Below are 24,754 nucleotides of genomic sequence, written 5' to 3'. Positions count from 1 at the left end.
GCGGGGCCAGCGTGCCGCGGGCGTAGCCGCTGCGATCCATGGATTCGGCCATCAGGGTGTAGGCCGTGCCCGCCTTGGGCTCGACGATCACGTCGTAGGTCTCGGCGACCGCGATCTGGAACTCGTCGGTCTCCACCGGCTCGACGTCATTGCCGTCGGCGGCCACCACCGTCATCGGCAGGCCCGGAATACGAAAATTGAAGTAGGTCATCGACGAGGCGTTGATCACCCGCAGGCGGACCCGCTCGCCGGCGTCGAACAGCCCGGTCCAGTTCGCCCCCGGGTGCATGCCGTTGACCAGATAGGTATAGGTACGGCCGGTGACGTCGGCGATGTCGCGTGGGCCCATTTTCATTCCGCCCCAAGCGAGCCGGTCCTTCAGCGTCTTCTGCCAGCCCGCCTGTGCGATGTCTTCGACGAAATCCACCACCGTGCGCTCGCTGAAATTATAGTAGTCGGACTGCTCCACGAGCTTGTCCATCACGCGGTGCGGGTCCTCGAAGGTCCAGTCGTTGAGTACGATCACGTACTCCCGGTCGGCCGGCACGCGCTGTCGCCCGGGCGGATGGATGACGATCGGCCCGGTCTGGCCGACCTGTTCCTGTAAACCGGTGTGGCTGTGGTACCAGTAGGTGCCGGCCTGGCGTACCGGAAAATACGCTTCGAAGGTCTTGCCCGGATCGAGTCCGGGGAATGACACCCCGGGCACGCCGTCCATCGTGAAAGGCAATAAAATGCCGTGCCAGTGGATGGATGTGCTCTCGTCCATATGATTATGGATGCGCAGCCGAGCGTTATAACCTTCCCACAGTTCCAAGAGCGGCCCGGGAATGGAATGATTGATGGTGATCGCCGACGGCGCGTGCCCGCCGGCGATGCCGATGCCTTCGCGCCGGATATGAAAATCCATGACGACATCCCGCGGCGCGCCGCCGGTAATGCGGGCCGCGGCCTCGCTCAGGTGCGGGCCGGCGCTTGGGCCGTTGCGCGCGTAGGCGGGGAGTATGGATTCGAAGCCGGCCAGCAGGCCGGAGGCCGCCATCGCGCGCAGCAGGCGCCGGCGGTTCGGGTCGTGATCAACGGTCATCGTAGTAGCCTTTCGCGTGGCGGCTCACGATCGTCGTATGCCGTGTTCTTCGGATTACACGGCCGTGAGAATCGACGGTTACAGCCGATTCATCGCGGCAACAATCGCGAGGCGCCGGGTTTAACTGGATTAAGACGTCGCAGACGTCAAAAAGCGTCAGTTAGACGGCGAAAGACGGGGGACGATAGGGTGGCCGGACAAAGCCGAGCTGCGCGCGGGCGCGCATCGTCGCCGGCGGATAGCTTGGATGCGGTTTGGGCGTATCGGACACGAGCGCATCGCTTGCCAATGCGCTGGAAGCGCAACTACCGATGACATCGCAACAGCACATTTCATGACGAGGCGGCTGATCCGGTTGCGACGCGTGAGCCGATGCGGTAACCGGTGTGTTCTGTGATGAATCGCCCAAGGCACTGTGCTGACACGATATTCCCTGAACGCCGGCCTGGGCGACCAGTGATTGCATTACGAGCAGGATTATCGCTATGACACGCAACACGGTCTGAATTTATCCGGGCCAAGCCGAAAATACAATCTGATTCGCATCAATCCGGCAACAAACATTGGGCGCGGCGGCTGTTTTGTTGCCGTATCAGGGCCGGATAGCGTCTAGCAAAGCCGCGATTGCATCGCAAGGCCGCCCGTCGACCTTGTGGACGGGCGGCGCCGTAGCGGCGACAATCGGCGCCTGCCACGGGCCCGCGGCCCGTGACTTTCCAATGCTGGATACCGTTTATGTCCGAGTCGTTGAATCAGACCGCGCCCGTGCCCGCGGTCGAGGCCGGGCCGCGCCGTGTCGTCGAGCGCGGCGAGCGGCGCTTCGTGTTGCTGGGGACCGCGCACGTGTCGCGGGCCAGCGCCGAAGAAGTACGCGCCGAAATCGAGACCGGCGACTACGATCAGGTGGCGATCGAGCTTTGCGACGCCCGGCATGCGGCGCTCACCCGCTCCCGCGAGCTGGCGGACATGGATCTGTTCGCCGTGATCAAGAACGGTCAGGCCGGCATGATCGCGGCCAATCTGGCGCTGGGGGCTTATCAACAGCGCCTGGCCGATCAGTTCGGGATCGAACCGGGCGCCGAGATGCGCGCCGCGATCGCGGCGGCCGAGGCGGGCCAAACGCCGCTCACGCTCATCGATCGCAACATCGGCCTCACGTTGAAACGGGTCTATCGCGGTATTCCGTGGTGGCAACGCGCGACGGTGCTGGCGGGGCTGGCCACCAGCCTCGTTTCCTCGGACAAGATCAGCGAGGAAGACATCGAGCAGCTTAAGGAAGGCGATATGCTCGAGGCCACCTTCAACGAATTCGCCCAGCAGTCGGCGCATATGCACGCCGCACTGATCGACGAGCGCGATCAATACATGGCCGCCAAGCTGCTGAGCGCGGCCGAGACGCCGGGCTCGACGCTCGTGGTGGTCGGCGCCGGCCATCTCAAGGGACTGGCGGGCTATCTCGAGGCCGGCATGGACGACCCGGCCGGCCGGATCGCCGCGCTCGACACGGTGCGCCCCGGTGCGCGTTGGGTGAAATGGATCCCCTGGGTGGTGGTCGCGGTCATCATTATCGGCTTCGCGCTCGGGTTCTCGCGCAATATCGGCCTGGGTTGGCAGATGGTCGTGGAATGGGTGGTCATCAACGGCGGGCTCGCGGCGCTCGGCGCGCTGATCGCGCTCGGTCATCCGCTGACCGTCGTTACCGCCTTCATCGCCGCGCCGATCACTTCGCTGAACCCGACCATCGGCGCCGGCATGGTGACGGCCGCGGCCGAACTATGGCTGCGCAAGCCGCGGGTGGGCGACTTTTCCACGCTCAAGTCGGATGTCACCACGGTGCGCGGTTGGTGGCGCAATCGCGTCTCGCGCACGCTGCTGGTGTTTTTGTTCTCGACCATCGGCTCGGCGATCGGCACCTACGTCGCCGGCTTTCGGATCTTCGGCCAGCTAGTGGGTTCCTGAGCGCCGGCGTGCCCGATCAGCTCGCCCGCGTTACCACACGGCCGTTGGTGTCGGTGGCCTGGGCGAGATTGAGAACGGTCTGGGCGATCGACTGGGTGGTCGCGAGCGTGTCGATCGCGCCGGTGCGCAGCGCGCCCAGGATACCGGTCACCTTGGTCGGCTCGCTGGCGGTGGCGATGACTTCGGGAATATGGCGCAAATGATCGATGGTCAGCCCGATCACGCGGCCGACCAGCGGCGTATCGGCCAGATTGCCGTCGATATCGATGAAATCGTAGCCCATGATATCGCCGACCACGCCGAGCTGGCGCACCTGGGTGATCTCCTGGCTGGTGAACCAGCCCATGCGCACCATGTTGCTGTCTTCGAGGATATCGCCGACGCCGACCAGGGCGACGTCGGCATGCTGTGCCTTGGTCAGCGACTGGCGCACCGTGTCGTTGGCCAGCAGCGCGTTGCGGATCTGCGTATCGGAAACGACGGCCGGCGCATACAGGGTGACGCTCTCGCCGCCGAAGCGTATGGCCATCTGGCGACAGGTCTGATCGGCGTTCATCGCCTCGCCGCCGCGGTAGGAGCCGCCGATGGCGCAGACGAAGCTGCAATGCCGGCGCTGGCTCGAGACCACGTGCTCGGGCACCGCGGACACGTTGCGGCCCATGCCGACCGCGACCACGCTGGTATCGGTCAGCGTCTGGTCCAGATAGCGGGCGACCAGGCCGGCCAGCAACTCGCGCTGGCGTCCCGCGTCCTTATGATCCACGGAAATGATCGCGCGGCGGATGCCGAAACGCTCGATCAGCGCCCGTTCGAGGGCCGCGGTCGTGTTCGGCGGGTGCTGTAGCCGCACGCGGATCTCCACGATGCCTTCGGCGACCGCGCGCTTGAGCAGGCGACCCACTTTCACGCGGGAGATATCGAAGCGGTTGGCCAGCTCTTCCTGGGTCCAGCCGTCGATGTGGTAGAGCTTGGCCAGCTCGGTCAGTTCGTCAGGTGACATGGATTTCTTCTTGCATTTCTCGTGCCTCGGCCGAACGGTTTGCCGCAATGCAGAAGTGATCATATGATCGATTACTGAACACATGAACTAGACCTTTATCGTATGACATGCCCATGGTTTGCGCCCTGTAGCATGGCCGACTGTAGGCTGCAATGGCCTAACTGCCGGCATAGACTCGATATTTATCGACATCGACCAAAGTCTAGGTCCGAAAACCGCCGTTTCGCGTTGACGCGCTTCGGGGGCCGAAATATTATCGATCACGAATAAACAAATGAACCGCGAATGATCACATGTTCACTCGCGGAAGCCGGCAACCGACACGCTCGCGGCAGTATGGTGGGCGGTGCCGGGGCCGGAACCCGGTCCGGCGCGGTGAACCAAACCCGGCGACAGCGTGTCCCGCCGCGCGAGAACCACATTCAGGAGTCAGCCGTCATGTCTGATGTTATCGACCGTCCCGAAGACGCCGCCCAGGTGGGCGAAATTCCCAAGACCATGCAGGCCGTGGTCTGCTATGCGCCGGGCGACTATCGCTTGGAAGAAGTCGAAGTTCCGACCCCGGGCCCGGGCGAAATCCTGTGCCGCGTGGAGCTGGTCGGCATTTGCATGTCCGACGTGAAAACCTATCACGGCGCGCCCTCGTTTTGGGGCGACGATACCCAGCCCAGATACGTCAAGCCGCCGATGATTCCCGGGCACGAGTTCATCTGTCGCGTGGCCGCGCTCGGCGAGGGCGCGGGCGAGACCAGGAATCTCGAGGTCGGCGACCGCGTGATCTCCGAACAGATCGTGCCGTGCTGGGATTGCCGCTTCTGCAACCGCGGCCAGTACTGGATGTGCGACAAGCACGATTTGTACGGCTTCCAGAACAATGTCAACGGCGCCTTCGCCCAGTACATGATCTTCACCAAGGAAGGCATCGTGCACAAGGTGCCGGATCACGTGCCGGCCGAGGAAGCGGTGATCGTCGAGCCGCTGGCCTGTTCGCTGCACGCCGCCGACCGCGCCCAGGTCACGCCCGATGACGTGGTCGTGATCGCCGGCGCCGGCACGTTGGGGCTCGGCATCATCGGTCAGGTCGCGCTGCGCAATCCGGCCAAGCTGATCGTGCTGGATCTCAAGCCCGAGCGGGCGGAGCTCGCCCAGCGCGCCGGCGCCGACGAGGTCTGGAATCCGAAGGAAGTTGACGTCTACGCCAAGATCAAGGAGATCACCGACGGCTACGGCTGCGATGTCTATATCGAGGCCACCGGTCATCACGCCGCGGTGAATCAGGGCATTCATATGCTGCGCAAGCTGGGCCGCTTCGTGGAGTTCTCGGTGTTCGGCTCGGATGTCACCCTCGACTGGTCGATCATCAGCGATCGCAAGGAGCTGGACGTACTGGGGTCGCATCTCGGCCCCTATACCTATCCGCGCGCGATCGATTACATCGCGTCCCGTAAAATCGATGTTCGCGGCTGGGTCACCCACACCTATCCCATGAGCCAGTTTCACGAGGCGCTGGGCGTGATGGAGCGCGGCGAGTCATCGCTCAAGGTGGCCATTGATCCGCACAGTTAGCGATCGCGGAGAACCAGGACATGGATGGGCATCCAGCCCACGCATTGCGCGCGCCAGCGATGCCGACGCGAATTCAGGGCCGGCGCCCGGGAGATCAGATCATGACTAGCCAAACCCAAAGGCCGCGACGCAGCGGACCCGATATTGCCGTAAGCGTCGATTTTGCTTGTCGTTGTATGCATCAAGCCAGCGTCGCGGGCGCCGAGGCGCGTTCATGAGCGCCGCAACCGCCACCCGGCGTGCGGCCGTGCCGAAAATGAACCGCAAGCGCGTGATTGGCGTGCTCGTGGTCGTGGCGATTATTATCGGCATGGGGCTCGACACCACGGCCGTGCCGATCGGCTCGACCGGCTCGCAGGCCAACAAGTTCGATCCGGCGAAGTACGGCAAGGCCAAGTTCCCCGCCATCCAGAAGGCTGTGCAGAACCGTGCCGTGCCGGCCAAGCAGTTGGCCTCGGCGCTCGCCGGGGATAAGTCCGCGGCAGTGGACAAATACGCGCTGGCCAAGGGCACTTTCCCGGTGATGGCGGTCAAGTTCAGCGGCGTGGTCGGCAAGGGCCAGCTCGGCACCTTCCATGTCAAGGTCGACGGCGTGCCCGACTCGCTCACCATTCGCGTGCAGACCGGTCCGGCGATCACGGGTGTGGTGCTGCGCGACTCCGACCCGAACATCCAATTCGGCGACTTCGTGAACCAGATTCAGTACCAGAACGCGGCCGCCGGCATCAACAACGCCATGAAGAAGAAAGTGTTGTCCGGGCTCGATCGCGATCACCTCAAGGGTAAGACGATTCGGGTGGTCGGGGCTTTTCAGCTCATCAATCCGGACAACTGGATGGTGACGCCGGTCCAGATTAGCGTGCAGCAATGAGCGAAGATCAGACGCGAACGAGCGAAAACCAGGCCCGGTCGGCGCGCGATGCGGCCGTGCTGTCGGCGCGCAACGTCGTCAAGCACTATGGCGGTGTGCGCGCGCTCAAGGGCGTGGATTTCGATATCTATCCCGGCACGGTGACCACGCTGTTCGGTGAGAACGGCGCCGGCAAGTCGACCTTGATGAAGATTCTGTCCGGCGTCGAACAGCCGACCGACGGTCAGATCATTCTGGACGGCGAGCCCGTGACGTTTTACTCGACCGTGGATGCCCGCGATCGTGGTATCTCGATCATCCATCAAGAATTGTCGATCTCGCCGAATCTCTCGGTGAGCGACAATATCTTCATGGGCCGGGAACTGTCCGGGGTCGGCGGCGTGAATTACGCCGAGCAGGCGCGTCAGACCGCCGCCCTGATGGCCGAACTGGAAGAAGATATCGACCCGCAGACCAAGGCCGGCGACCTGCGGGTGGGTCAGCAGCAAATTATCGAGATTGCGCGCGCGCTATCGGTGAACTCACGCATTCTGATCATGGACGAGCCGACTTCCGCGCTGTCGGCCGCGGAAGTGGAAGTGCTGTTCAAGGTCGTGCGCGATCTGACCGCCCGCGGCGTGGCCATCGTCTATATCTCGCATCACCTCGAGGAGGCGCTCGAGATTACCGATTACGCCGTGGTCTTGCGCGACGGCGCGATGACCGCCAAGGCCGAACGCGCAGAAATCGATCTGGCCTGGATCGTGCGGCATATGGTGGGTGATAACTTCGATCTCGGCTCGCCGCCGAGCGGCTACGAATTCGGCGAGGTGTTGCTGTCGGTCGAATCCGTAAGCGTGGCCGACGCCACGAGTGGGGAACGTTCGGCGGTCGACCGGCTATCGCTGGATATCAGAGCCGGTGAGATTGTGTGCATCTACGGCCTGATGGGGGCCGGCCGCACCGAATTGCTGGAGGCGTTGGCCGGCGGCTCGTCGATCAGCGGCGGCCGCGTGCTGCTGGCGGGCGAGGATATCTCGCACCTGTCGATCGCGCAGCGGATCAACGCCGGGCTGGCGCTCGTGCCGGAGGATCGGCAGCGCGACGGCCTGGTGCAGACCCTGACCGTGGGCCGCAATCTGTCGTTGGCCAGCATCGGCAGTTTTGTCAAGAATATGGTGCTGTCCCGCAAGACCGAGCGCGGCCTGATCGAAAATTCCATTCGCGACGTGCATGTCAAGACCGACGGGCCGAATGCGATGATCGGCTCGCTGTCGGGCGGCAATCAGCAAAAGGTCGTCATCGGCAAGATGATGACCACCGAGCCCAGGGTGCTGCTGCTCGACGAGCCGAGTCGCGGTATTGACGTCGGCGCCAAGGCCGAAGTGTTCAAGCTGCTCGCCGAGCGCGCGTCCCGGGGCGCCGCGGTGCTGTTTTCGACCTCGGAAGTCAACGAGTGCCTGTCGATCGCGCATCGCATCATCGTCATGAGCCGCGGGCGCATCGCCGCCGAGTTCGGGCGCGACGTATCCAAGGAACAAATTATGGCGTCATCCGGCGAATCCGTTGCCGCCTGATCACCACAGTCATCGGAAATCAAACATGAGCGATACGCTTTCCCAACAGAATACAGCGCAAAGCGAGAACGGCAAGAAGCCGCTGCTCGGCGGCCGCTTCGACCCGCTGGCGTTGCTACTCGAAGGCCGGGCGTTTTTAGGACTTATCGCGATCATTGTCGTCTTTTCGATTTTGTCGCCGTATTACTTCGCGCTCAACAACTTTTTGGTCATGACCTCGCACGTAGCTATCTTCGGCCTGCTGGGCATGGGTATGTTGTTGGTGATCCTAACCGGCGGCATCGATCTGTCGGTCGGCTCCACGCTCGGGCTGTGCGGGGTCATGACGGGGTTCTTTATTCACGGCGTGGATCTGGGTTTTCTCGGGGTGACGCTGTACCCCGCCATGTGGGTGGTCGTCATTCTGGTCTGCTGCGTCGGCGGACTGGTCGGGCTGATCAACGGCATCCTGGTGGCGTATTTCCGTGTGCCGTCCTTCGTGGCCACGCTGGGCGCGCTATACGCGGTGCGCGGCGTGGCGCTGCTGATCACCAACGGTTTGACCTACAACAATCTCAGCGGCAAGCCGGAACTCGGTAACACCGGGCTCGACTGGCTCGGCTTCAATCGGCTGTTCAATATTCCGATGGGCATCCTCATCATGATCGCGGTAGCCATCGTTCTGATTGTGACGCTCAACCGCACCGCGTTCGGCCGCTGGCTGTACGCCACCGGCGGCAACGCCCGTGCGGCCCGGCTATCCGGCGTGCCGACCCGGTTCGTCACGGTCATGGTGTTCGTGCTGTCGGGCGTCTGTGCCGGGATCGCGGGCCTGGTGCTGACCTCGGAGCTGACTTCGGCCGGCCCCACCGCCGGCACCACCTACGAACTGACCGCCATCGCCACGGTGGTGATCGGCGGCGCCGCGCTCGCCGGCGGCATCGGCAATATCCGCGGCACGCTGCTCGGCGCCTTCGTGATCGGCTTTCTTTCCGACGGGCTGGTTATCGTCGGCGTGTCCAACTATTGGCAGATGGTGTTTACCGGCGTCGTGATCGTGTTCGCGGTGCTATTGAACTCCATCGACTATCGCGGCCGCCGCAAGCGCCGTAGCAGCGGCAATGACGGCGGCGGCAAACCCGACAACGATTCCCAGTCATCGACCCAGCCCTCCAAACAGGACCATACGCCGGGGCAAGGGGCCGCTGAAACTCCCCAGAAAACCACTGGTTGACCGGGGGACACCCGTAGAAAAAGCAGGAGATACGCATGCTAAGCAGAACATTGAGTCTCACCGCCGCAATCCTCTTGATTGCGGTCACGGCTTTCGCCGGGATCACCACGGCCTCGGCCGCCGATTCCGGTAAGGGCCTGATCACCATCATCGTCAACGATCCGTCCAACCCGTATTGGCGGACCGAGGGCCAAGTGGCCGCCACGGAGGCCCGCAAGCTGGGCTACGAGGCTAAAGTGGTCGCGCATCATGGTGACACCAACACCGAACGCAACGAGGTCGACACCGCGATCACCAACCACGCCGTGGCCATCATCCTCGATCCGGCCAACGCCAAAGGCTCGATCGGTTCGGTCAAAAAAGCCAAACAGGCCGGTATTCCGGTGTTCATCGTCAACGCCGAGATCGACCAGCAGGGCCTGGCCAAGGCGCAGTTGGTGTCCAACAACGCCCAAGGCGCGGCGCTCGGCGCCCAGCAGTGGGTGAAGATGGTCGGCGACAAGGCCAAATACGCCGAGCTCAAGGGCCCGGCCTCCGATAACAACGCGGCAACGCGTCACAACGGTTACAAGACCGTGCTCAGCCAGTATCCGGGTCTGGAGCGGGTGGCGGTGCAGGTCGCCGATTGGGATCGCACCAAGGGCCACAACAAGATGCAGGGCATTCTGCAGGCGCACCCGGAGATCACCGGCGTGATCAGCGGCAACGACGAGATGGCGCTCGGCGCGATCGCCGCGCTCAAGCAGGCCGGCAAGCTCGACCAGGTCACGGTCGGCGGTTTCGACGGTTCGCCGGACGCGGTCGAAGCGATCAAGAATGGAGAACTGGCCTATACCGTCCTACAGCCGGTCGCCGTGTTCGCTAAAAAAGCGGTCCAGGAAGCCGATCAGTACATCAAGACCGGCAGCACCGGCGTCGATCACGAAAAGCAGTTGCTCGACTGCATCCTGATCACCAAGGACAACGTCGACAACTTCGTGGCGCCGTTCACGCTCAAGAGCATGACCTAACCGGCAGCTCGTAAATTCGTTACGGCAACAGCCGACGAACGCGCGCGGGCCTAACGGTCCGCGCGTTTTCTTGAGGAGACTTCCATGACGTACCTAGTGAACAAGCCCACCGATTTCGTCGATGAGAGCATCGACGGTTTCGTCGCCGCCAACCGGACTTTGGTGCGCCGCGTTCCGGGCGGCGTGGTGCGTGCCACGCGGACCCCGCCGGGCCAGGTGGCGGTCGTGATCGGCGGCGGCTCCGGCCACTATCCGGCGTTCGCCGGTTTGGTGGGTCAGGGGCTGGCGCACGGCGCCGCCATGGGCAACGTTTTCGCCTCGCCGTCGGCGCAACAGATTTATTCCGTGGCCAAGGCCGCGGCCTCGGATTCCGGTGTGCTGCTGTCGTTCGGCAATTACGCCGGCGACGTGCTCAACTTCGGTATCGCCGAGGAACGGCTGAAGGCCGAGGGCATCGCCTGTCGCTGCTTCGCGGTGACCGACGACGTTTGCAGCGGCCCCGCCGACAACCCCGGCGAGCGTCGCGGCATCGCCGGCGATCTGACCGTGTTCCGTGCCGCCGCTCTGGCCGCCGAGCAGGGCAAGTCGTTGGATGAAGTCCATGCGTTCGCGAGTCATGCCAACGATCGCACGCGCTCGTTCGGCGTGGCCTTTTCCGGCTGCACGCTGCCCGGCGCCAAGGCGCCGTTGTTCACGGTGCCGGAAGGCCGCATGGGCGTGGGCATGGGCATCCACGGCGAGCAGGGCATCGAGGAAGTCGATATGCCCAGCGCCGCCGATCTGGCCGACATGCTAGTCGACCGTCTGCTTGGCGAGCGTCCGGACGGCATTCAACGCGCCGCCTCGCCGCGCGTCGGCGTAATGCTCAACGGCCTGGGCTCGGTGAAGTACGAAGAACTGTTCGTGCTCTACAAACGAGTATCGGAACGCCTGGAGGCGGCGGGCCTGACCCTGGTTCAGCCGGAAGTCGGTGAACTGGTGACCAGCTTTGAAATGGCCGGCGTGTCGCTCACGCTGTTTTGGCTCGACCAAGCGCTGGAAGCGGCCTGGACCGCACCGGCGACGACCCCGGCTTATTGCCGCGGCGGTGTCGAACTGGAAGGCGAGCCGCGCGACGCCAGCGATGCTGCCGATCCGGAACAGGAGGCGCCGCCCGCGAGCGAACAATCGAAATCGGATGCCGCCGGCATGCTGGCCGTGATCGAGGCGGTTCAGACCAAGATCGAGTCCGAAGCCGACGAACTGGGCAAGCTGGATGCGATCTCCGGCGACGGCGACCACGGTATCGGCATGAAAACCGGTGCGAACGCCGCCTTGAGCGCGGCCCGCCGAGCACTTGAAAAAGGCTGCGGCGCCGGCAGTGTTTTAGTACGTGCCGGTGACGCCTGGGCCAACGAGGCCGGCGGTACGTCGGGCGCGCTGTGGGGTCTCGGACTGCGCAGCGTCGGCCTCGCGATCGGCGACGACGACCGGGTAACCGCGCCGACCGCCGCCCAAGGTGTGGTCGATGCCACCGACGCGATCATGCGGCTCGGCGGCGCCCAGATCGGCGACAAGACGATGCTCGACGCGATGAAACCGTTTGCCGACAAGCTCGCCGAAGAGGTCGAATCCGGCGCCTCTTTACGCGAAGCCTGGAAACAGGCGGCCGCGGCCGCCGAGCAGGCAGCCCAGTCGACCGCCGAACTCAAGCCCCGCCTCGGCCGGGCGAAAAACCACAGCGACAAGAGCGTGGGGCACGCCGACCCGGGCGCGATTTCGTTCGCGATGGTCGTGGCGGCCACCGCCGATACTCTCGAATCACTGCATGAGGACGCAGCATGAGCGACAAACTTCGAATCGTCATCGGTTCCGACGATGCCGGCTACCGTTACAAGGAAGCGATCAAGGCCGACATGCAAGCCAGCGAGCACGTGGCCTCGGTCGAGGACATGGGCGTGGCCGAGGCGGCCAAGACCCCGTATCCGACCATCGCCATCGCCGCGGCGCAGAAGGTCGCGGCCGGCGAGGCCGACCGGGCGCTGCTGATCTGCGGCACCGGCCTGGGTGTCGCGATTTCGGCGAATAAAGTGCCCGGCATCCGCGCCGTGACCGCGCATGACGGCTATTCCGTCGAGCGTGGCGTATTGTCCAACAACGCCCAGGTTTTGTGCTTCGGCGAACGCGTGGTGGGCCTGGAGCTGGCGCGCAAACTGGCCCGCGAGTGGCTGACCTATCGCTTCGACGAGAACTCCTCCTCGGCCGAGAAAGTGGCGGTGATCGAGCAGTACGAGACAACCGGAGATTACAGCCCGGTTTGACGGTAGCTGAGCTTTGCGGACAAGCAGGGTAATACAGTCTTTTTATTCGCAGGTTACGCAGATATACACAGATGGAAGGCGATACCACTAAGAGTGCTTAGCATTTTTTAATCTGTGTTCATCTGCGTCTATCTGCGGATGAATGCTTTTTCTTTTTCCTCTCTACGTGCTGGCTTAGCTCGGCCGGTTTCCAGCGTTGTAGCGTAGTCGGTGCCGCGATGTATATCGGCGTCAGTTTTAAGCTTTATCTCGACCGGCCGCGTACCCGCGAGTGGTGCGCGGCCGTCGCCGAGATCGCGAACCGGCACCGCGCGGTGGTATCGCGCGGGGTCGAACCGGTCGTCTTTCCTTCCTTGCCGGCCATGGATATTGCCATGGCCGCCTGTGCGCGCGCGCCGGTGGCCTTCGGGGCTCAGGATCTGTTCTGGGCCGATCGCGGCGCCTACACCGGCGCGGTCAGCGGCGCCGATCTGGCCGACATGGGCTGTGTCTATGCCGAAGTCGGACACGCCGAACGCCGGCAGTTCTTCGGCGAGGACGACGCCATCGTCGCGAAGAAGGTCGCCGCGGCGGTACGCAACGGGCTCACGCCGTGGATCTGTATCGGCGAATCGGAACCGGGCCCGGCCGACGAGGCCGCGGCCTTTTGTGCCAAGCAACTACAGGCGTCGCTGGCCGAGCTGTCCGAACCGGCGCCGATCGTGGTTGCCTACGAGCCGGTTTGGGCGATCGGCGAATCGAAAGCGGCCAGCGCCGAACACGTGGCCGCGGTGGCCCGCGGCATCAAGGCCAGTATGGCCGATCGCGCCGATGCCGCGAACACGCCGGTAGTCTATGGCGGTAGCGCCGCGCCGGGCACGCTCACCGAACTCGGCGGCGCCGTCGACGGGCTGTTTCTTGGACGCTTCGCCCATGATACGGCGGCTTTTGAGGAGATTCTGGATGAGGCCGCCGAGCTGATCGGGAAGCGTTCAGCGGGCGCTGTATCCGCAGGTGAACGCAGATGAGCGCAGATTGGAAATCAACGAACAGAGTTTCTGTTTCTGCGTCGAGTCAAGTTTACTCGCCCGCGCTCATCGCCGTTCGCACCGCGGCGCGATCCGGCATGCCGGCCCGCGCGCCGGCGGCGCCGACCGCCAGCGAGGCCGCGACGCCGGCCATGCGGATCGCATCTTCGACCGGCCGGCCCTCAAGCCGGGCGGCCGCGAATGCGCCGGCGAACGTATCGCCGGCGCCGGTCGTGTCGACCACTTCGCAGCTGCGGCCGGGAACGTGGCCCTGGGCGCCGTCATCGCCGACCCAGAGCGCGCCGTCCGCGCCGAGCGTGGCGATCACGCCGACGTTGTGCTGCGAGGCCAGCCGGGCGGCTTGATCGGCGGTTTCGTCGCGGCTCGCGCCTTCGCTCTCGCCGAGCAGAAAAGCCGCTTCGCCGGCGTTGACCATCAGCCAGTCCACGGCGGCCATTTCGAAAGCCTTGAGCGGTGCAGCGGGTGCCGCATTGAGGATTACTTCGGCGCCAGCCGCGCGCCCGGCGGCCAGGGCCGCATTAACGAACGCGATCGGCGTTTCGAGCTGCACCAGCAGCACGGTCGCGCCGCCCATGGCGCCGTTCATGTCGCGCGAGCCGTCGAGCTCGCCGTTGGCCCCGGGCACGACAACGATCCGGTTTTCGCCGGCCTCGTCGACCGTGATCAGCGCCAGCCCGCTGCTGCCGGGAAAGCGCTGCACGCCGTCGGCATCGATCCCCTCGGCGGCCAGATCGGCCACGATTTGATCGCCGAAATCATCATCGCCCGCCGCGCCGATGAAGCGCACCGGTGCGCCCAGCCGCGCCGCCGCCACCGCTTGATTGGCGCCCTTGCCGCCTTGGTGAACGGCGTAGTCGGCCGCGAGCAGCGTCTCGCCCGCTTCGGGATGATGCGATACCCGCGCGACCAGATCGGTATTGGCGCTGCCGGCGACTACGATCATGAAAATACCTCGTCCGGTCGAAAAATATTTGACTTGCCGGCCGGAGCGGGCGGCGCGCCGTTCATGACCGTGAACGCAAGCCCCGACGCACCTCGTGGACATTACGGCCGGCGCCCGGCTAGCCAGCCGGGCAGCCGTCGATGTCAATGCAATTCGGGTGACAGTCTAACCGGTCACCGCGCCGATTGCGTCGTCGATGATGGACAGGCCCTCGTCGATGTCCTCGGCGGTGCTGATCAAGGGGGGCATGATCTTAACCACGCGGTCTTCCTGGCCGGTGGTTTCCATGATCAGGCCGCGTTCGAAGCACGCGCCGATCACGGCGTTGCCGTTTTCCGGCTGGGCGCAGTCCAGCCCGATGAAGAACCCGCGGCCACGCACTTCGCCGTCGAAGCCGTCGTGCTTGTCGATGATTTGCCGCAGGCGCTCGCGCAGACGTTCGCCGTGGTGCGCGACATGGCGCGTGAGCTTGTCGTCGCGCCAGAACTTGTCGAGCGCGGCGGCGCCGGTCACGAAGGCGTGGTTGTTGCCGCGGAAGGTCCCCGTGTGCTCGCCCGGGCTCCAGACGTCGATCTCGGGGCGCATCAGCACCAGCGACATCGGCGAACCCATGCCGGAAATCGACTTGGCGAGGGTGACGATGTCCGGCTGAATCTCGGCCGGCTCAAAGGAAAAGAACGGGCCGGTGCGGCCATAGCCGGCCTGGATATCGTCGACGATCAGCAGCAGGCCGTGCGCCTTGCAGATGCGCGAAATTTTGGCCAGCCATTCGAAGTCGGCGGTATAGATGCCGCCTTCGCCCTGCACCGTTTCGACGATGACCGCCGCCGGCTTGTCGACCCCGGAAAACGAATCCGACAGCAGTGCGTCCAAGTCCGCCGCGGTATCGCGACCGTCGCGATAATAACCGTCGAAGGCCGCGGTCGTGGTATCCGACAGACCGACGCCGGCGCTGTTGCGGATCGCGGCGTTGCTGGTCACCGAGGTCGCGCCCAGCGTCATGCCGTGGAAGCTGTGGGTGAAGTGGACCATGCCCGAGCGGCCGGTGTATTTGCGGGCGAGTTTCAGCGCGGCTTCGACCGCGTTGGTGCCGGTCGGACCGGGAAACTGGAGCTTATAGTCCAGCTTGCGCGGCTTGAGGATGACCTCCTCGAAGGTCTCCATGAACCGGACCTTGGCTTCGGTCGCCATGTCCAGGCCGTGGTTGATGCCGCCGGACTGGATGTAGTCGAGCAGGGCGGCTTCCATGTCCCGGTCGTTGTGGCCGTAGTTCAGCGCGCCGGCACCGGAAAAGAAATCCAGGTATTCATGCCCGTGCACGTCGGTCATGCGATTGCCGCGGGCGGTGGCGAATTCGGTCGGGAAAGAGCGCACATAGCCGCGTACTTCCGATTCCAGCCGTTCGATGGTGTCCATGCTCATTTCGACCTTCCTTAAACTTCGGGCAGATTGCCGAGGCAGTAGTATTTGGTTTCCAGGTATTCGGTCATGCCGACATGGCCGCCTTCGCGGCCGAGGCCGGACTGCTTCACGCCGCCGAAGGGTACGTGCGGGCCGGTGATGTCCATGGTGTTGACGCCGACCATGCCGTAGTCCAAGCCACGGATATACCGGCGGATACGGGCATCGTTCGGCGTGAACACGTAGGAGGCGAGGCCGTAGATCGTGTCGTTGGCGGCCGCGATCGCCTGGTCGTCGTCGTCGAACGGCGCGATCGCCGCGATCGGCGCGAATTGTTCCTCGGAGGCCAGACGCATGTTCGGCGTGAACTCGGCCACCACCGTGGGCATGAAGAAGTTTTCGCCCGGCGCGTCGGCCTGATCACGGCCGATGATGCGTGCCCCCTTGTCGCGCGCGTCCTCGACCAGCGAGCGCGCCTTCTCGGCCGCCTCGGCGTGAATCAGCGGGCCGATTTCGGTGTCCTCCTCCAGTCCGTGGCCCACGGTCATCGCGTTCATCTTCTCGACGAAGCGATCCACGAACTCGTCGTACAACGAACGATGCACATACAGGCGATTGGCGGCCACGCAGTCCTGGCCGCTGGTCTGGAACTTGGCCGCGACGGCGCCGGCGAGCGCGGTTTCCAGATCCGCGTCCTCACAGACGATGAGCGGCGCGTTGCCGCCGAGTTCCATGGCGTTGTTCTTGACCGTGGCCGCGCTCTGCTCGATCAGCTTGCGGCCGACTTCGGTCGAACCGGTGAACGACAGGGCGCGCACGCGATCGTCGGCGCAGACGCGCTCGCCGAACCGTTTGCCCGGGCCCGGCGCCACGTTGAACTCGCCGTTCGTCAGCCCGGCCTTTTCGGCCAGATCGGCCAGCGCCAGGGCACAAAAGGCGGTTTCGGTGGCCGGATTGACCAGCGTGGTGCAACCAGCGGCCAGCGCGGCGCCGACCTTACGCGTGATCATGGCCAGCGGAAAGTTCCAGGGCGTGATAATGGCGGCCACGCCGACCGGTTCCTCGACCGTGCCCACGGCCATGGTCGGGTCTTCGGGCGGAATGGTTTTGCCGCGGAAACGACGCGCCTCCTCGGCGAACCAGCGGAAGAAGCTCGACGCATAGTCGACTTCGCCGCGCGCCTCGTTGATCGGCTTGCCCTGTTCGAGCGTCATTAGCCGTGCCAGCGCTTCGCGGTTGTCCTGCATGCCCGTATACCAGGCATAGAGCTTGTCGGCGCGCGTCAGCGGCGCGGTATGGCGCCACGTGTCGAAGGCGCCGACCGCCGCCTCGATGGCGGAATCCATCTGTTCGGCGCTGAGTGCCGGTACGTGGCCGAGCAAGTCGCCGTTAGCCGGGTCTCGGACCGCGCTCTTTTCATCGGGGCCGGCCTGAATCCACCGGCCACCGATGAAGGCGGCCTCGTGCATGAGTGCTTGGTGATCGGACATAGAAGGGCTCGTGATCGAATGATCCAGACTGCCCACGCTACCAATTTGCACGGCGCGGCTATATCAGTAGTGGTTCGGACGGGCAACCACGGGCGCATACCCTGCCCGGTTGGCGGTGTTAGTCTGCCAATGCGCTCAATTCATCCCAAAGGTGGCGCCGATGTCCCAGATGCAAGTTGCCCAGATCAACAAGCCGGGTACGGATTTCGAGCTCGTATCCCGCGACATACCCGATCCCGGCCCGGCCCAGGTCCGGATCAAGGTCGCGGCTTGCGGTGTCTGCCACTCGGATGCGTTCGTCGTCGACGGCGGTTTTCCGGGGCTCGTCTACCCGCGTGTGCCGGGGCATGAGGTCATCGGCAGTATCGATGCCATCGGCGACGACGTCGATCACTGGCGGTCCGGCCAGCGGGTGGGCGTCGGTTGGCACGGCGGCCATTGTTTTTCCTGCGAATCCTGCCGCTCGGGCGATTTCGTGACCTGCGAGAATCAGCAGGTTTGCGGCATCTCGTATGACGGCGGCTACGGCCAATACATGATCGCGCCGGCCGAGGCACTGGTCGCGATTCCCGAGACGCTGTCCTCGGCCGAGGCCGCGCCGCTGCTTTGCGCCGGCCTGACCACCTACAACGGTATGCGCCACGCCGGCGCCAAGCCTGGCGACGTGGTGGCCATCCAGGGCATCGGCGGTCTCGGCCATCTGGCCGTTCAATATGCGCATGCCATGGGTTTTCATACGGTGGCGCTGTCGCGCGGCACCGACAAGAAGGATCTCGCGCTCGAGCTTGGCGCCGATCGCTATATCGATACCGAGGCCGAGGACGCCGTCGAAGCACTGGGCAAACTCGGCGGCGCGCGTCTGATCGTGGCCACCGCGCCCAACCCGAAGCTGATGAGCTCGGTGATCGACGCCTTGAGCGTCAACGGACAACTGCTCGTGCTGGGCGCTTCGCCCGAGCCGATCGAGGTCTCGCCCTTTCAATTGCTCATGGCGCGGCGCAGCGTGGCCGGCCACCCGAGCGGCGCGCCGCACGATTCCGAGGACACGCTGAATTTCTCGGTCCTGCGCGATATCCGTACGCGCATCGAGACCTACCCGCTATCCGAGGTCAACGCGGCGTATCGACGCATGATCGACAACGACGCGCGTTTCCGGGTCGTGCTGACGATGGAATGACACTGGCAGCCGAACGGTGCGTGCGGACTCCCGATCTGGTCGATACCGCGTTCACTTTCACGACAACGTGGTCACCGCCTGCTCGCTGCGAAAATCCGCGTCCAGTTGCCCCTCCCTATGCCGGCATCGGCTTAGCGCTCGATCACGTCAACGCGCATAAGCGTTTCCAGACATGCTACACCGTTATCCACAGCGCGGCGGCGCACAATATGAAAAGCCACAGTGCGATAATGAGTGTCGCCGCCGCATAGCTGACGGCGGGCCGGGCAGCGGCTTGCTGCGCCTTTGCCTGGGCAGATTTCAGAACCGCCGGTGGCGTAAGCCGCAAAACCAGAGCGACACCCAGCGGTACCAGCAACAGGTCGTCAAGATAGCCGATGACCGGGATGAAATCCGGGATCAGGTCGATGGGGCTGAGCGCGTAGGCGGCAACGACAACCGCTAAAACCCGAACAAGAACAGGCGTACGCGGGTCGCGTGCGGCGAAATACACCGTGAGCGTGTGCTGCTTGAGCCGTTTGGCCTGATTTTTCAGTGAATTGAGCACTTTCGTAGATCCTGTCTTTGCGCCAGCGCTCGCTTGTCGCCAAAAAAAGCCGGTCGTTTTATGCTCGATCCAATCTAAGCAAATGCTACGACTAAGAGTTCTGTAAAGCATGATTGGATGCGTCAAAGTGCTTGCCATCGGCGAGCACTTGATAGAGCACCGGCAGGAAAAGCAGCACCAGCGGTATCTGTACGAGCAAGCCGGTGATGATGGCAATGGCCAGCGGTTGCTGCATGGCCGAGCCCTGGCCCAGACCTAGAGCCAGGGGCAGCAGCGCCAGCGCGAACGCCAGCGCGCTCATCACGATGGGGCGCATACGGTTGCGCCCGGCGCGGATCAGGTTCCACGCCAGCGGCAGGCGATGGTCGAGCAGGCGCAGCTCGGAAAAGTAAAAGATCGCGATCTCGGTGACGATGCCGATCACCATGGTCATCCCCATCATGGCCGTGATATTGAGTTCCACTCCGGTCAGCCACAGGCCGATAAACACCGCGCTCGCGGCCAGCAGCGGCTGGACCAGAATGGCCAGCGCCACACGGAAACGCTCGTAGAGGAACAGCAACAGGAAAAACACCAACGCGACCGCGGCGATGAACACCTTGATGAGGCCGCGGAAGGCTTTTTGCTGGGTTTTATATGTCCCGCCGAGCTGATAATAGACTTTGTCGGGAATCACCCCGGGTTTATCGAGTATCTGCTTAACGTCGGCGATGGTGGCGCCCAGCGACCGGCCGCTGATACGCCCGGTGACCGCGACATCGCTTTTCAGATTATAGCGGGTCAACTCGGGCTGGCCGGAGATGATTTTAACCTCGGCAATGCGTCCGAGCGGCACCAGATGGCCATCCGGGGCCCGCAGCAGTAGATGCTCGACCGCGGCAATCCTGTTGCGCAGCTTTTTCGGCCCCCAGACCCGAACGCCGACGAATTTCACGCCCTTGCGCACCTGGGTGGTGACCGTGCCGCCGATATAGGCTTGCAATTGTTGGGTGACGGCTTGGGGCGATAAGCCTTCCACCGCCGCCTTGACCCGGTTGACATGAACAGCGAGCGAGTCGCCGGCGATGACCACGCCGCTTCTCACGCCCACGACCCCGGCCACGCCGCTAATCGCCTCGGCGACCTTTTTAGCGACCGCCCGCAGCTGGCCTACGTCGTTGCCGAACAGGCGGATATCGATGGGCTCCGGCACCGACGTCAGATCGCCGATTTCATCTTCGATGGGCTGCGCCAGTTCGATATCCAGGCCCGGCACGCGGGCGTTCACTTTTTGCCGCACCTGGGCCATGACGGTTTCGGTCGCCGGCCGCGGCGAGCCCAGGCGAACGAAGAAATCGCCGGCGTTGGGCTCGGCGATGTTGCCGCTGAGCTGGGCGCCAGTACGCCGAGACCAGGTCTGTACGTAAGGATTCTGCTTGAGAATGGCCGCGACCTGCTGCAGCAGCCGGTCGGTCTCGGCCAGCGACGTGCCGGGTGCCGTTCGGTAGTCCAGAATAAAGGCGCCCTCGTCCAAAGGCGGTAAAAAGCCGGTTCCCACCTGATGAAAAGCGATATAAGCCGCGCCCAGCATCGGGACCAGGCCCAACAACAGCCAGGCGGGCCGGCGCAGCAGCCGGATCATGAGCTTGCTGTAGCCCCGGTTGACCCGGCGGCCGAACCGGCCCGCTTGCTCACGCCTGATGTCTTTGTGGCCCAGCATGAAGTCCGCCAGCAGCGGCACGACCAACCAGGCCACCAGAAACGAAATGAACAGACTTACCGCCATGGTCAGCGACAGCGCCTTGAAAAAAGCGCCGGTGACCCCGCTCAAGAAAGCCAGCGGCAGAAAAATGATGAGGGTCGAGGTTGAGGAACCGACCTGCGGCTGGGTGAACTCGCGGGCAGCGGCGAGTACGCGCTCGATGCCGTGCTCGCCGGTTTCCTGCACGCGGCGCACCACCTGTTCGACCATCACGATCACGTCGTCGATGATCAAGCCCACCGCGGCGGCCATGCCGCCCAGCGTCATCATGTTCAAGGTCATGCCGAAGGCGTAGAGCAACAGCATGGTGGCGAACAGTACGGCCGGTACCGCGATCACCGCCACCAGGGTGATTTTGACGCTGCGCAGGAACACCAGCAGCACCAGGGCGGCGAGCACGATACCGATGAAGATGGCATCGACGACACTGCTCCGGGACGCCTTGACCAATCCGGCCAGATTGCGCCACTGATGGAGCGCAACGCCCGGGGGCATCCGGGGCTGGAACTGCTGCAGGCGCGCCTTGAGATCCTGCGACAGCTTGATCACGCTCGCCCCGGGCTGCTGGTAGACATAGAGCAGCACGGCGGGCTTGCCGTCGGCGGTGATGCGCTGATATTCGGGCGCCGTGGCCAGCTCGACGGCGGCCACATCCTCGAGTTGCACTTCGCCGTCGCCGCCGCTTTTGAGCACGGTGTGGCGAATCTCGTCGAGGCTTTGAAACCGGGTGTCGGAGACCGCCAGATACAGCTTGTAGTGATCCTGCACGCGCCCGACGGCGGTGAGCACGTTCGCCGCCGACAGCGCGTTGGCCACATCATTGATCGACAGCCCCAGCGCATCCAGCCGCGCCGGCTTGACCGTGACCTGGTATTCGGCCTGCTCGCCGCCCTGGACCGTCACTTTGGCGACGCCGGTCACGCTGGAGAGATAGGGCACCAGCCGGTATTCGGCCAGATCGCGCAGTTCGACCTGACTCAGCTTATGGGAAGTCAGGCTGTAGTCGATGACGCCGCTGTAGTCGGCCGGGTACATACGCTTGGCGCTAAAGCGCGTGCCCGGGGGCAGCTCGGGCAGGACTTGGCTGACCGCCGATTCCACCTGCAACAGGGCGTTGACCATGTCGCGGCCCCAGTCGAAGTTGATGGAGATATCGGTGGACCCGCGGCTGGTCGTCGAGCGCAACGTGCGTACGCCGGGCACCGTTCGCACCGCGCGCTCGACGACGCGCGTGACCTGCAGCATCATTTCGTGGGCCGGGCGCGCCCCGGCGTCGACCGATACACGTACACGCGGAAACTGCACCTGCGGGAACAGGGCCACCGGCAGCTGGGTGTAGCCGACCATCCCGCCCACCACGAGGAGCGCCAGTAAAAACAGAATGGAGCGGCGGTGATTCTGAACCCAGGCGGCGAAACTCACGAATCGCCCCGGCGGACCGCCATGCCCTCGGACAGCTCATAGTTGCCCGTCACCACGACTGGCTGGCCGGCCTTGAGCTTGCCGGCGACGCCGATCAGCCCGTTGTTTTCGATCCCGGTGGCCACATTGATTCGGTGCGCCTTGCCCTGGCGGACGACGAACACATAGTCGCCTTGGCGGTCGTGCAAGACCGCGGAACGCGGCACCGCCAGCGTGGTGCGCCGCGTCAGGACCAGCGTCCCCTTGACCCGCATGCCCGGTAGAAAAGCCCCGGCCCGATCGCCGTCCAGCCGCACGATGGCATTGACCAGCCGCGTGTTCGGATCGACCGCGGCATTGACCTGGCTTATCCGGCTCTCGACCCCGTTACCGTCGGCGAAAAGCGCTTCGACTCGAACCGCCGTGCCCTTTTCGACGCGGTTGGATTCGTCCGGCTCGAGCCCCAGCACCGCTTCCAGGCTGTCGCGCTTGGCGAGCCGCAACAACGGGTTTCCGGCCTGTACCTGAACGCCGGGTTGCACCGACAGCTTACTGACGATGCCGGTGAACGGCGCCTTGATCACCCGTGTTTTCTCTCCGGTACCCAACGCTTTCTGGGCGGCGAAGGCCGCTTTGGCCGTGGCCAACGCCTGTTCGGCCGCGTTCACGTCGGCGTGGGTGGCCAGGTGCTGTTCGAGCAGCTTGCGCTTACGCGCCAGGCTTTCCCGCGCATAATGCACGCGGGCCTTAGCACTCAGGTAATTGGCCCGGGCCGCGGGCGCGGTGCGTAGCGTGAGCAACGCTTCGCCGGCGCACACGGATTGGCCGAGCGTGACATCGAGTTGTTGCACGAACGCCGCATAGGTGGCGCCTATCGCGATCTGGGATTGCGGATCGGGCCGGATTTGGCCCAGGGCGGTGATGGTCTCGGCCATTTGCTGGCGCTTGACCGGCGCGGTCCGCACCCGCACGCTGGGTTGCCCGGCGGCGAAAACGGCCGACGCGACGCACAGTAGAGCCAGTCCGGTTATAGCCCTTGTCATGACTCTCCTCCGGCGGTGGAACCGCGGGGGCCGAGCGTCATGCCCAGCAGCGTCTCCAACCCCGCCTGGGCTTGTTGCAACGCGCTTTTGAGCCGGATCGCCTCGACCCGCTTTGCCAGCAGGCTCGAACGCAGGTTGATGTAGGTGCCGGCGCTTAGGTTGCCCCGGGCGAAGCTGCGTTGGGCGGCATCGGTGGTGGCCTCCAATTTCGGCAGACGCGCTTCGAGCTGGCGTAGCTGGCGATGCCGGATATGGACCTCGCGCCATAGCTTATGCGCGGCGTTGACCGCGCTATCCAGACGCGCCTGATAGGTCTGGCGCAGCACCGCGCGGGTGGCGCGGGCGATCGCGATCCGGCCCTGATTGTGATCAAACAGCGGCAGCGTCAGATTGATGCTGAAGCCCACGCTGTTCACGAAACCGGTGTCCCGGCCGCCGGTCGGGCCGATGGATAGGGTCGGAAATTGCTGAAGAATGGCTTTGCGCACCGTGGCCTCCTGACTGTGGTAGCCGGCCTTGAGGGCGAGCAGATCCGGCCGCCGCCGCGGCAGTTGTGCCAGCGCCGTCCGGAACTGGGCCCTGGAAAACGGATGCAGGCGCGCGAACCCGGTCAGCCTCGGTTTGACTTCGGGCTTCAAACCCAGCAGCGCGTCCAGCGCGTGCCGGGTTTGATTGCGCTGGCGCTGGAGCTGGCGCAACTGGGTATTCGCATCCACCAGCGCCACCAGATCGGCGGAACTGGTCGCCAATGTGAGGTTGCCTTGGCGCAGCGCCTTGCGGTCGCGCCGATAGCGTTTGGCATAAAGCCGGCGCCGGGTTTCCAGCACGTCGTCCAGATGCGCATGGGCACGCGCTTGGATGAATAGCTGGCGGGCTTTCTGCGCCACCTGCCATTCCTGCCACAAAATATTCAGATTGACCTTGGCCTTGTCGGCGCGGGCGGCCGCACGCGCCGCGCCACGGCTGATCAGCGCCGTCAAATCCTGCATCAGGCCGAAGGTGTAGCTATCGGAAAGCGGCGGCTGCCCGCTGACGGGATTGAGATAACTGGTGCTCAGCTGCGGGTTGGGCAGCAGCCCCGCCTGTAGCAACTGCGCGGCCGCGACCCCGGCCTGTAGGCGCTTGGCCTTGAGGTCCGGGTTGTTGAGCACCGCCAGCGTGACCGTCTCGGTCATGTCCAGACCATTCGCAGGATTGAAGGGATGGGTGCTTAATCCGGGTACGGCGAGTTGTCCCGCGGGCAATTCCAGGCTCGGCGCGTTCGCCAGGTCGGCGCCGTCGGGCAGTGGCTTGGCGTGGTAGGTCGCACAGGCTGCAACCAGGACCGTGGGCACCATCGCGAGAATAAGACGGACTTTTGGGGTCTCGGGTCGGGCCGGGCCCTGCGCGGAAGGCTGGATCATCAGGGCGGATTCGCGCCG

19 protein-coding genes are annotated in these 24,754 nt (G+C 64.3%); 10 read left to right on the top strand and 9 right to left on the bottom strand.

Annotated features, from left to right (window positions below; all coding sequences use genetic code 11):
* Positions 1-1,087 (bottom strand): multicopper oxidase domain-containing protein (locus tag VFJ08_RS03895; protein WP_324995371.1); only part of this gene is annotated, 1,087 nt, incomplete at its 3' end.
* A gap of 735 nt (positions 1,088-1,822) precedes the next feature.
* On the opposite strand from VFJ08_RS03895, the gene VFJ08_RS03890 reads away from it, so the two are divergent.
* A complete protein-coding gene (locus tag VFJ08_RS03890) occupies positions 1,823-3,046 on the top strand; it encodes a TraB/GumN family protein (RefSeq protein ID WP_324995369.1) in 1,224 nt (407 codons plus the stop codon).
* Positions 3,047-3,062: 16 nt separating this feature from the next.
* Here VFJ08_RS03890 and VFJ08_RS03885 read toward each other — a convergent pair whose 3' ends face one another.
* On the bottom strand, positions 3,063-4,046 hold the full coding sequence (locus VFJ08_RS03885; RefSeq protein ID WP_324995367.1) for a sugar-binding transcriptional regulator: 984 nt from the start codon (positions 4,044-4,046) through the stop codon (positions 3,063-3,065).
* Positions 4,047-4,484: 438 nt separating this feature from the next.
* Here VFJ08_RS03885 and VFJ08_RS03880 point away from each other — a divergent pair, with 438 nt between their 5' ends.
* From VFJ08_RS03880 to VFJ08_RS03845, 8 genes are all read left to right on the top strand, one after another.
* The gene (locus VFJ08_RS03880; protein ID WP_324995364.1) at positions 4,485-5,612 is read left to right on the top strand and encodes an MDR/zinc-dependent alcohol dehydrogenase-like family protein; all 1,128 of its coding nucleotides are present in this window, start codon (positions 4,485-4,487) and stop codon (positions 5,610-5,612) included.
* A 214-nt stretch (positions 5,613-5,826) separates the two neighbouring features.
* Positions 5,827-6,483 (top strand): DUF2291 domain-containing protein, encoded by a 657-nt coding sequence (locus VFJ08_RS03875; RefSeq protein WP_324995362.1) that lies wholly within the window; start codon positions 5,827-5,829, stop codon positions 6,481-6,483.
* Positions 6,480-8,039 (top strand): sugar ABC transporter ATP-binding protein, encoded by a 1,560-nt coding sequence (locus tag VFJ08_RS03870; RefSeq protein WP_324995360.1) that lies wholly within the window; start codon positions 6,480-6,482, stop codon positions 8,037-8,039. Before VFJ08_RS03875 ends, VFJ08_RS03870 begins: the two co-directional genes overlap by 4 nt.
* 25 nt (positions 8,040-8,064) lie before the next feature.
* A complete protein-coding gene (locus VFJ08_RS03865; protein WP_324995357.1) occupies positions 8,065-9,252 on the top strand; it encodes an ABC transporter permease in 1,188 nt (395 codons plus the stop codon).
* A 35-nt stretch (positions 9,253-9,287) separates the two neighbouring features.
* Entirely contained in the window at positions 9,288-10,262 is a 975-nt protein-coding gene (locus VFJ08_RS03860; protein WP_324995355.1) for a D-ribose ABC transporter substrate-binding protein, read from the top strand.
* A gap of 84 nt (positions 10,263-10,346) precedes the next feature.
* Positions 10,347-12,086, top strand: coding sequence for a dihydroxyacetone kinase family protein (locus VFJ08_RS03855; protein ID WP_324995353.1), 1,740 nt, complete (start codon positions 10,347-10,349; stop codon positions 12,084-12,086).
* A complete protein-coding gene (locus VFJ08_RS03850; protein WP_324995351.1) occupies positions 12,083-12,562 on the top strand; it encodes a ribose-5-phosphate isomerase in 480 nt (159 codons plus the stop codon). The genes VFJ08_RS03855 and VFJ08_RS03850 overlap by 4 nt, the downstream gene beginning before the upstream one ends.
* A 218-nt stretch (positions 12,563-12,780) precedes the next feature.
* Positions 12,781-13,569: a triose-phosphate isomerase family protein gene (locus VFJ08_RS03845; RefSeq protein WP_324995349.1), complete on the top strand. Its 789-nt coding sequence runs from the start codon at positions 12,781-12,783 to the stop codon at positions 13,567-13,569.
* Between the two features lie 52 nt (positions 13,570-13,621).
* Here VFJ08_RS03845 and VFJ08_RS03840 read toward each other — a convergent pair whose 3' ends face one another.
* The 3 genes from VFJ08_RS03840 to VFJ08_RS03830 form a co-directional block, all read right to left on the bottom strand.
* Positions 13,622-14,533: a ribokinase gene (locus VFJ08_RS03840; RefSeq protein WP_324995347.1), complete on the bottom strand. Its 912-nt coding sequence runs from the start codon at positions 14,531-14,533 to the stop codon at positions 13,622-13,624.
* 165 nt (positions 14,534-14,698) lie between these two features.
* Positions 14,699-15,955, bottom strand: coding sequence for a diaminobutyrate--2-oxoglutarate transaminase (gene ectB, locus VFJ08_RS03835; RefSeq protein ID WP_324995345.1), 1,257 nt, complete (start codon positions 15,953-15,955; stop codon positions 14,699-14,701).
* An 11-nt stretch (positions 15,956-15,966) separates the two neighbouring features.
* On the bottom strand, positions 15,967-17,424 hold the full coding sequence (locus VFJ08_RS03830) for an NAD-dependent succinate-semialdehyde dehydrogenase (protein WP_324995344.1): 1,458 nt from the start codon (positions 17,422-17,424) through the stop codon (positions 15,967-15,969).
* A 160-nt stretch (positions 17,425-17,584) separates the two neighbouring features.
* Between VFJ08_RS03830 and VFJ08_RS03825 the strand changes: the two genes are divergently transcribed.
* Positions 17,585-18,601, top strand: a complete 1,017-nt coding sequence (locus tag VFJ08_RS03825; RefSeq protein WP_324995342.1) for an alcohol dehydrogenase — start codon at positions 17,585-17,587, stop codon at positions 18,599-18,601.
* Between the two features lie 175 nt (positions 18,602-18,776).
* Here VFJ08_RS03825 and VFJ08_RS03820 read toward each other — a convergent pair whose 3' ends face one another.
* From VFJ08_RS03820 to VFJ08_RS03805, 4 genes are all read right to left on the bottom strand, one after another.
* Positions 18,777-19,148 (bottom strand): YkvA family protein, encoded by a 372-nt coding sequence (locus VFJ08_RS03820; protein WP_349256945.1) that lies wholly within the window; start codon positions 19,146-19,148, stop codon positions 18,777-18,779.
* A 91-nt stretch (positions 19,149-19,239) separates the two neighbouring features.
* Positions 19,240-22,311 (bottom strand): efflux RND transporter permease subunit, encoded by a 3,072-nt coding sequence (locus tag VFJ08_RS03815; protein ID WP_324995340.1) that lies wholly within the window; start codon positions 22,309-22,311, stop codon positions 19,240-19,242.
* Positions 22,308-23,333: an efflux RND transporter periplasmic adaptor subunit gene (locus VFJ08_RS03810; protein WP_324995338.1), complete on the bottom strand. Its 1,026-nt coding sequence runs from the start codon at positions 23,331-23,333 to the stop codon at positions 22,308-22,310. The genes VFJ08_RS03815 and VFJ08_RS03810 overlap by 4 nt, the downstream gene beginning before the upstream one ends.
* Complete coding sequence (locus VFJ08_RS03805) at positions 23,330-24,736, bottom strand: TolC family protein (RefSeq protein ID WP_324995335.1); 1,407 nt, start codon at positions 24,734-24,736, stop codon at positions 23,330-23,332. Before VFJ08_RS03805 ends, VFJ08_RS03810 begins: the two co-directional genes overlap by 4 nt.
* Positions 24,737-24,754 lie beyond the last annotated feature (18 nt).

It is taken from the genome of Salinisphaera sp. (assembly GCF_035690525.1).
Lineage (GTDB): Bacteria > Pseudomonadota > Gammaproteobacteria > Nevskiales > Salinisphaeraceae > Salinisphaera.
This window is presented reverse-complemented; position numbering and strand designations above follow the sequence as displayed.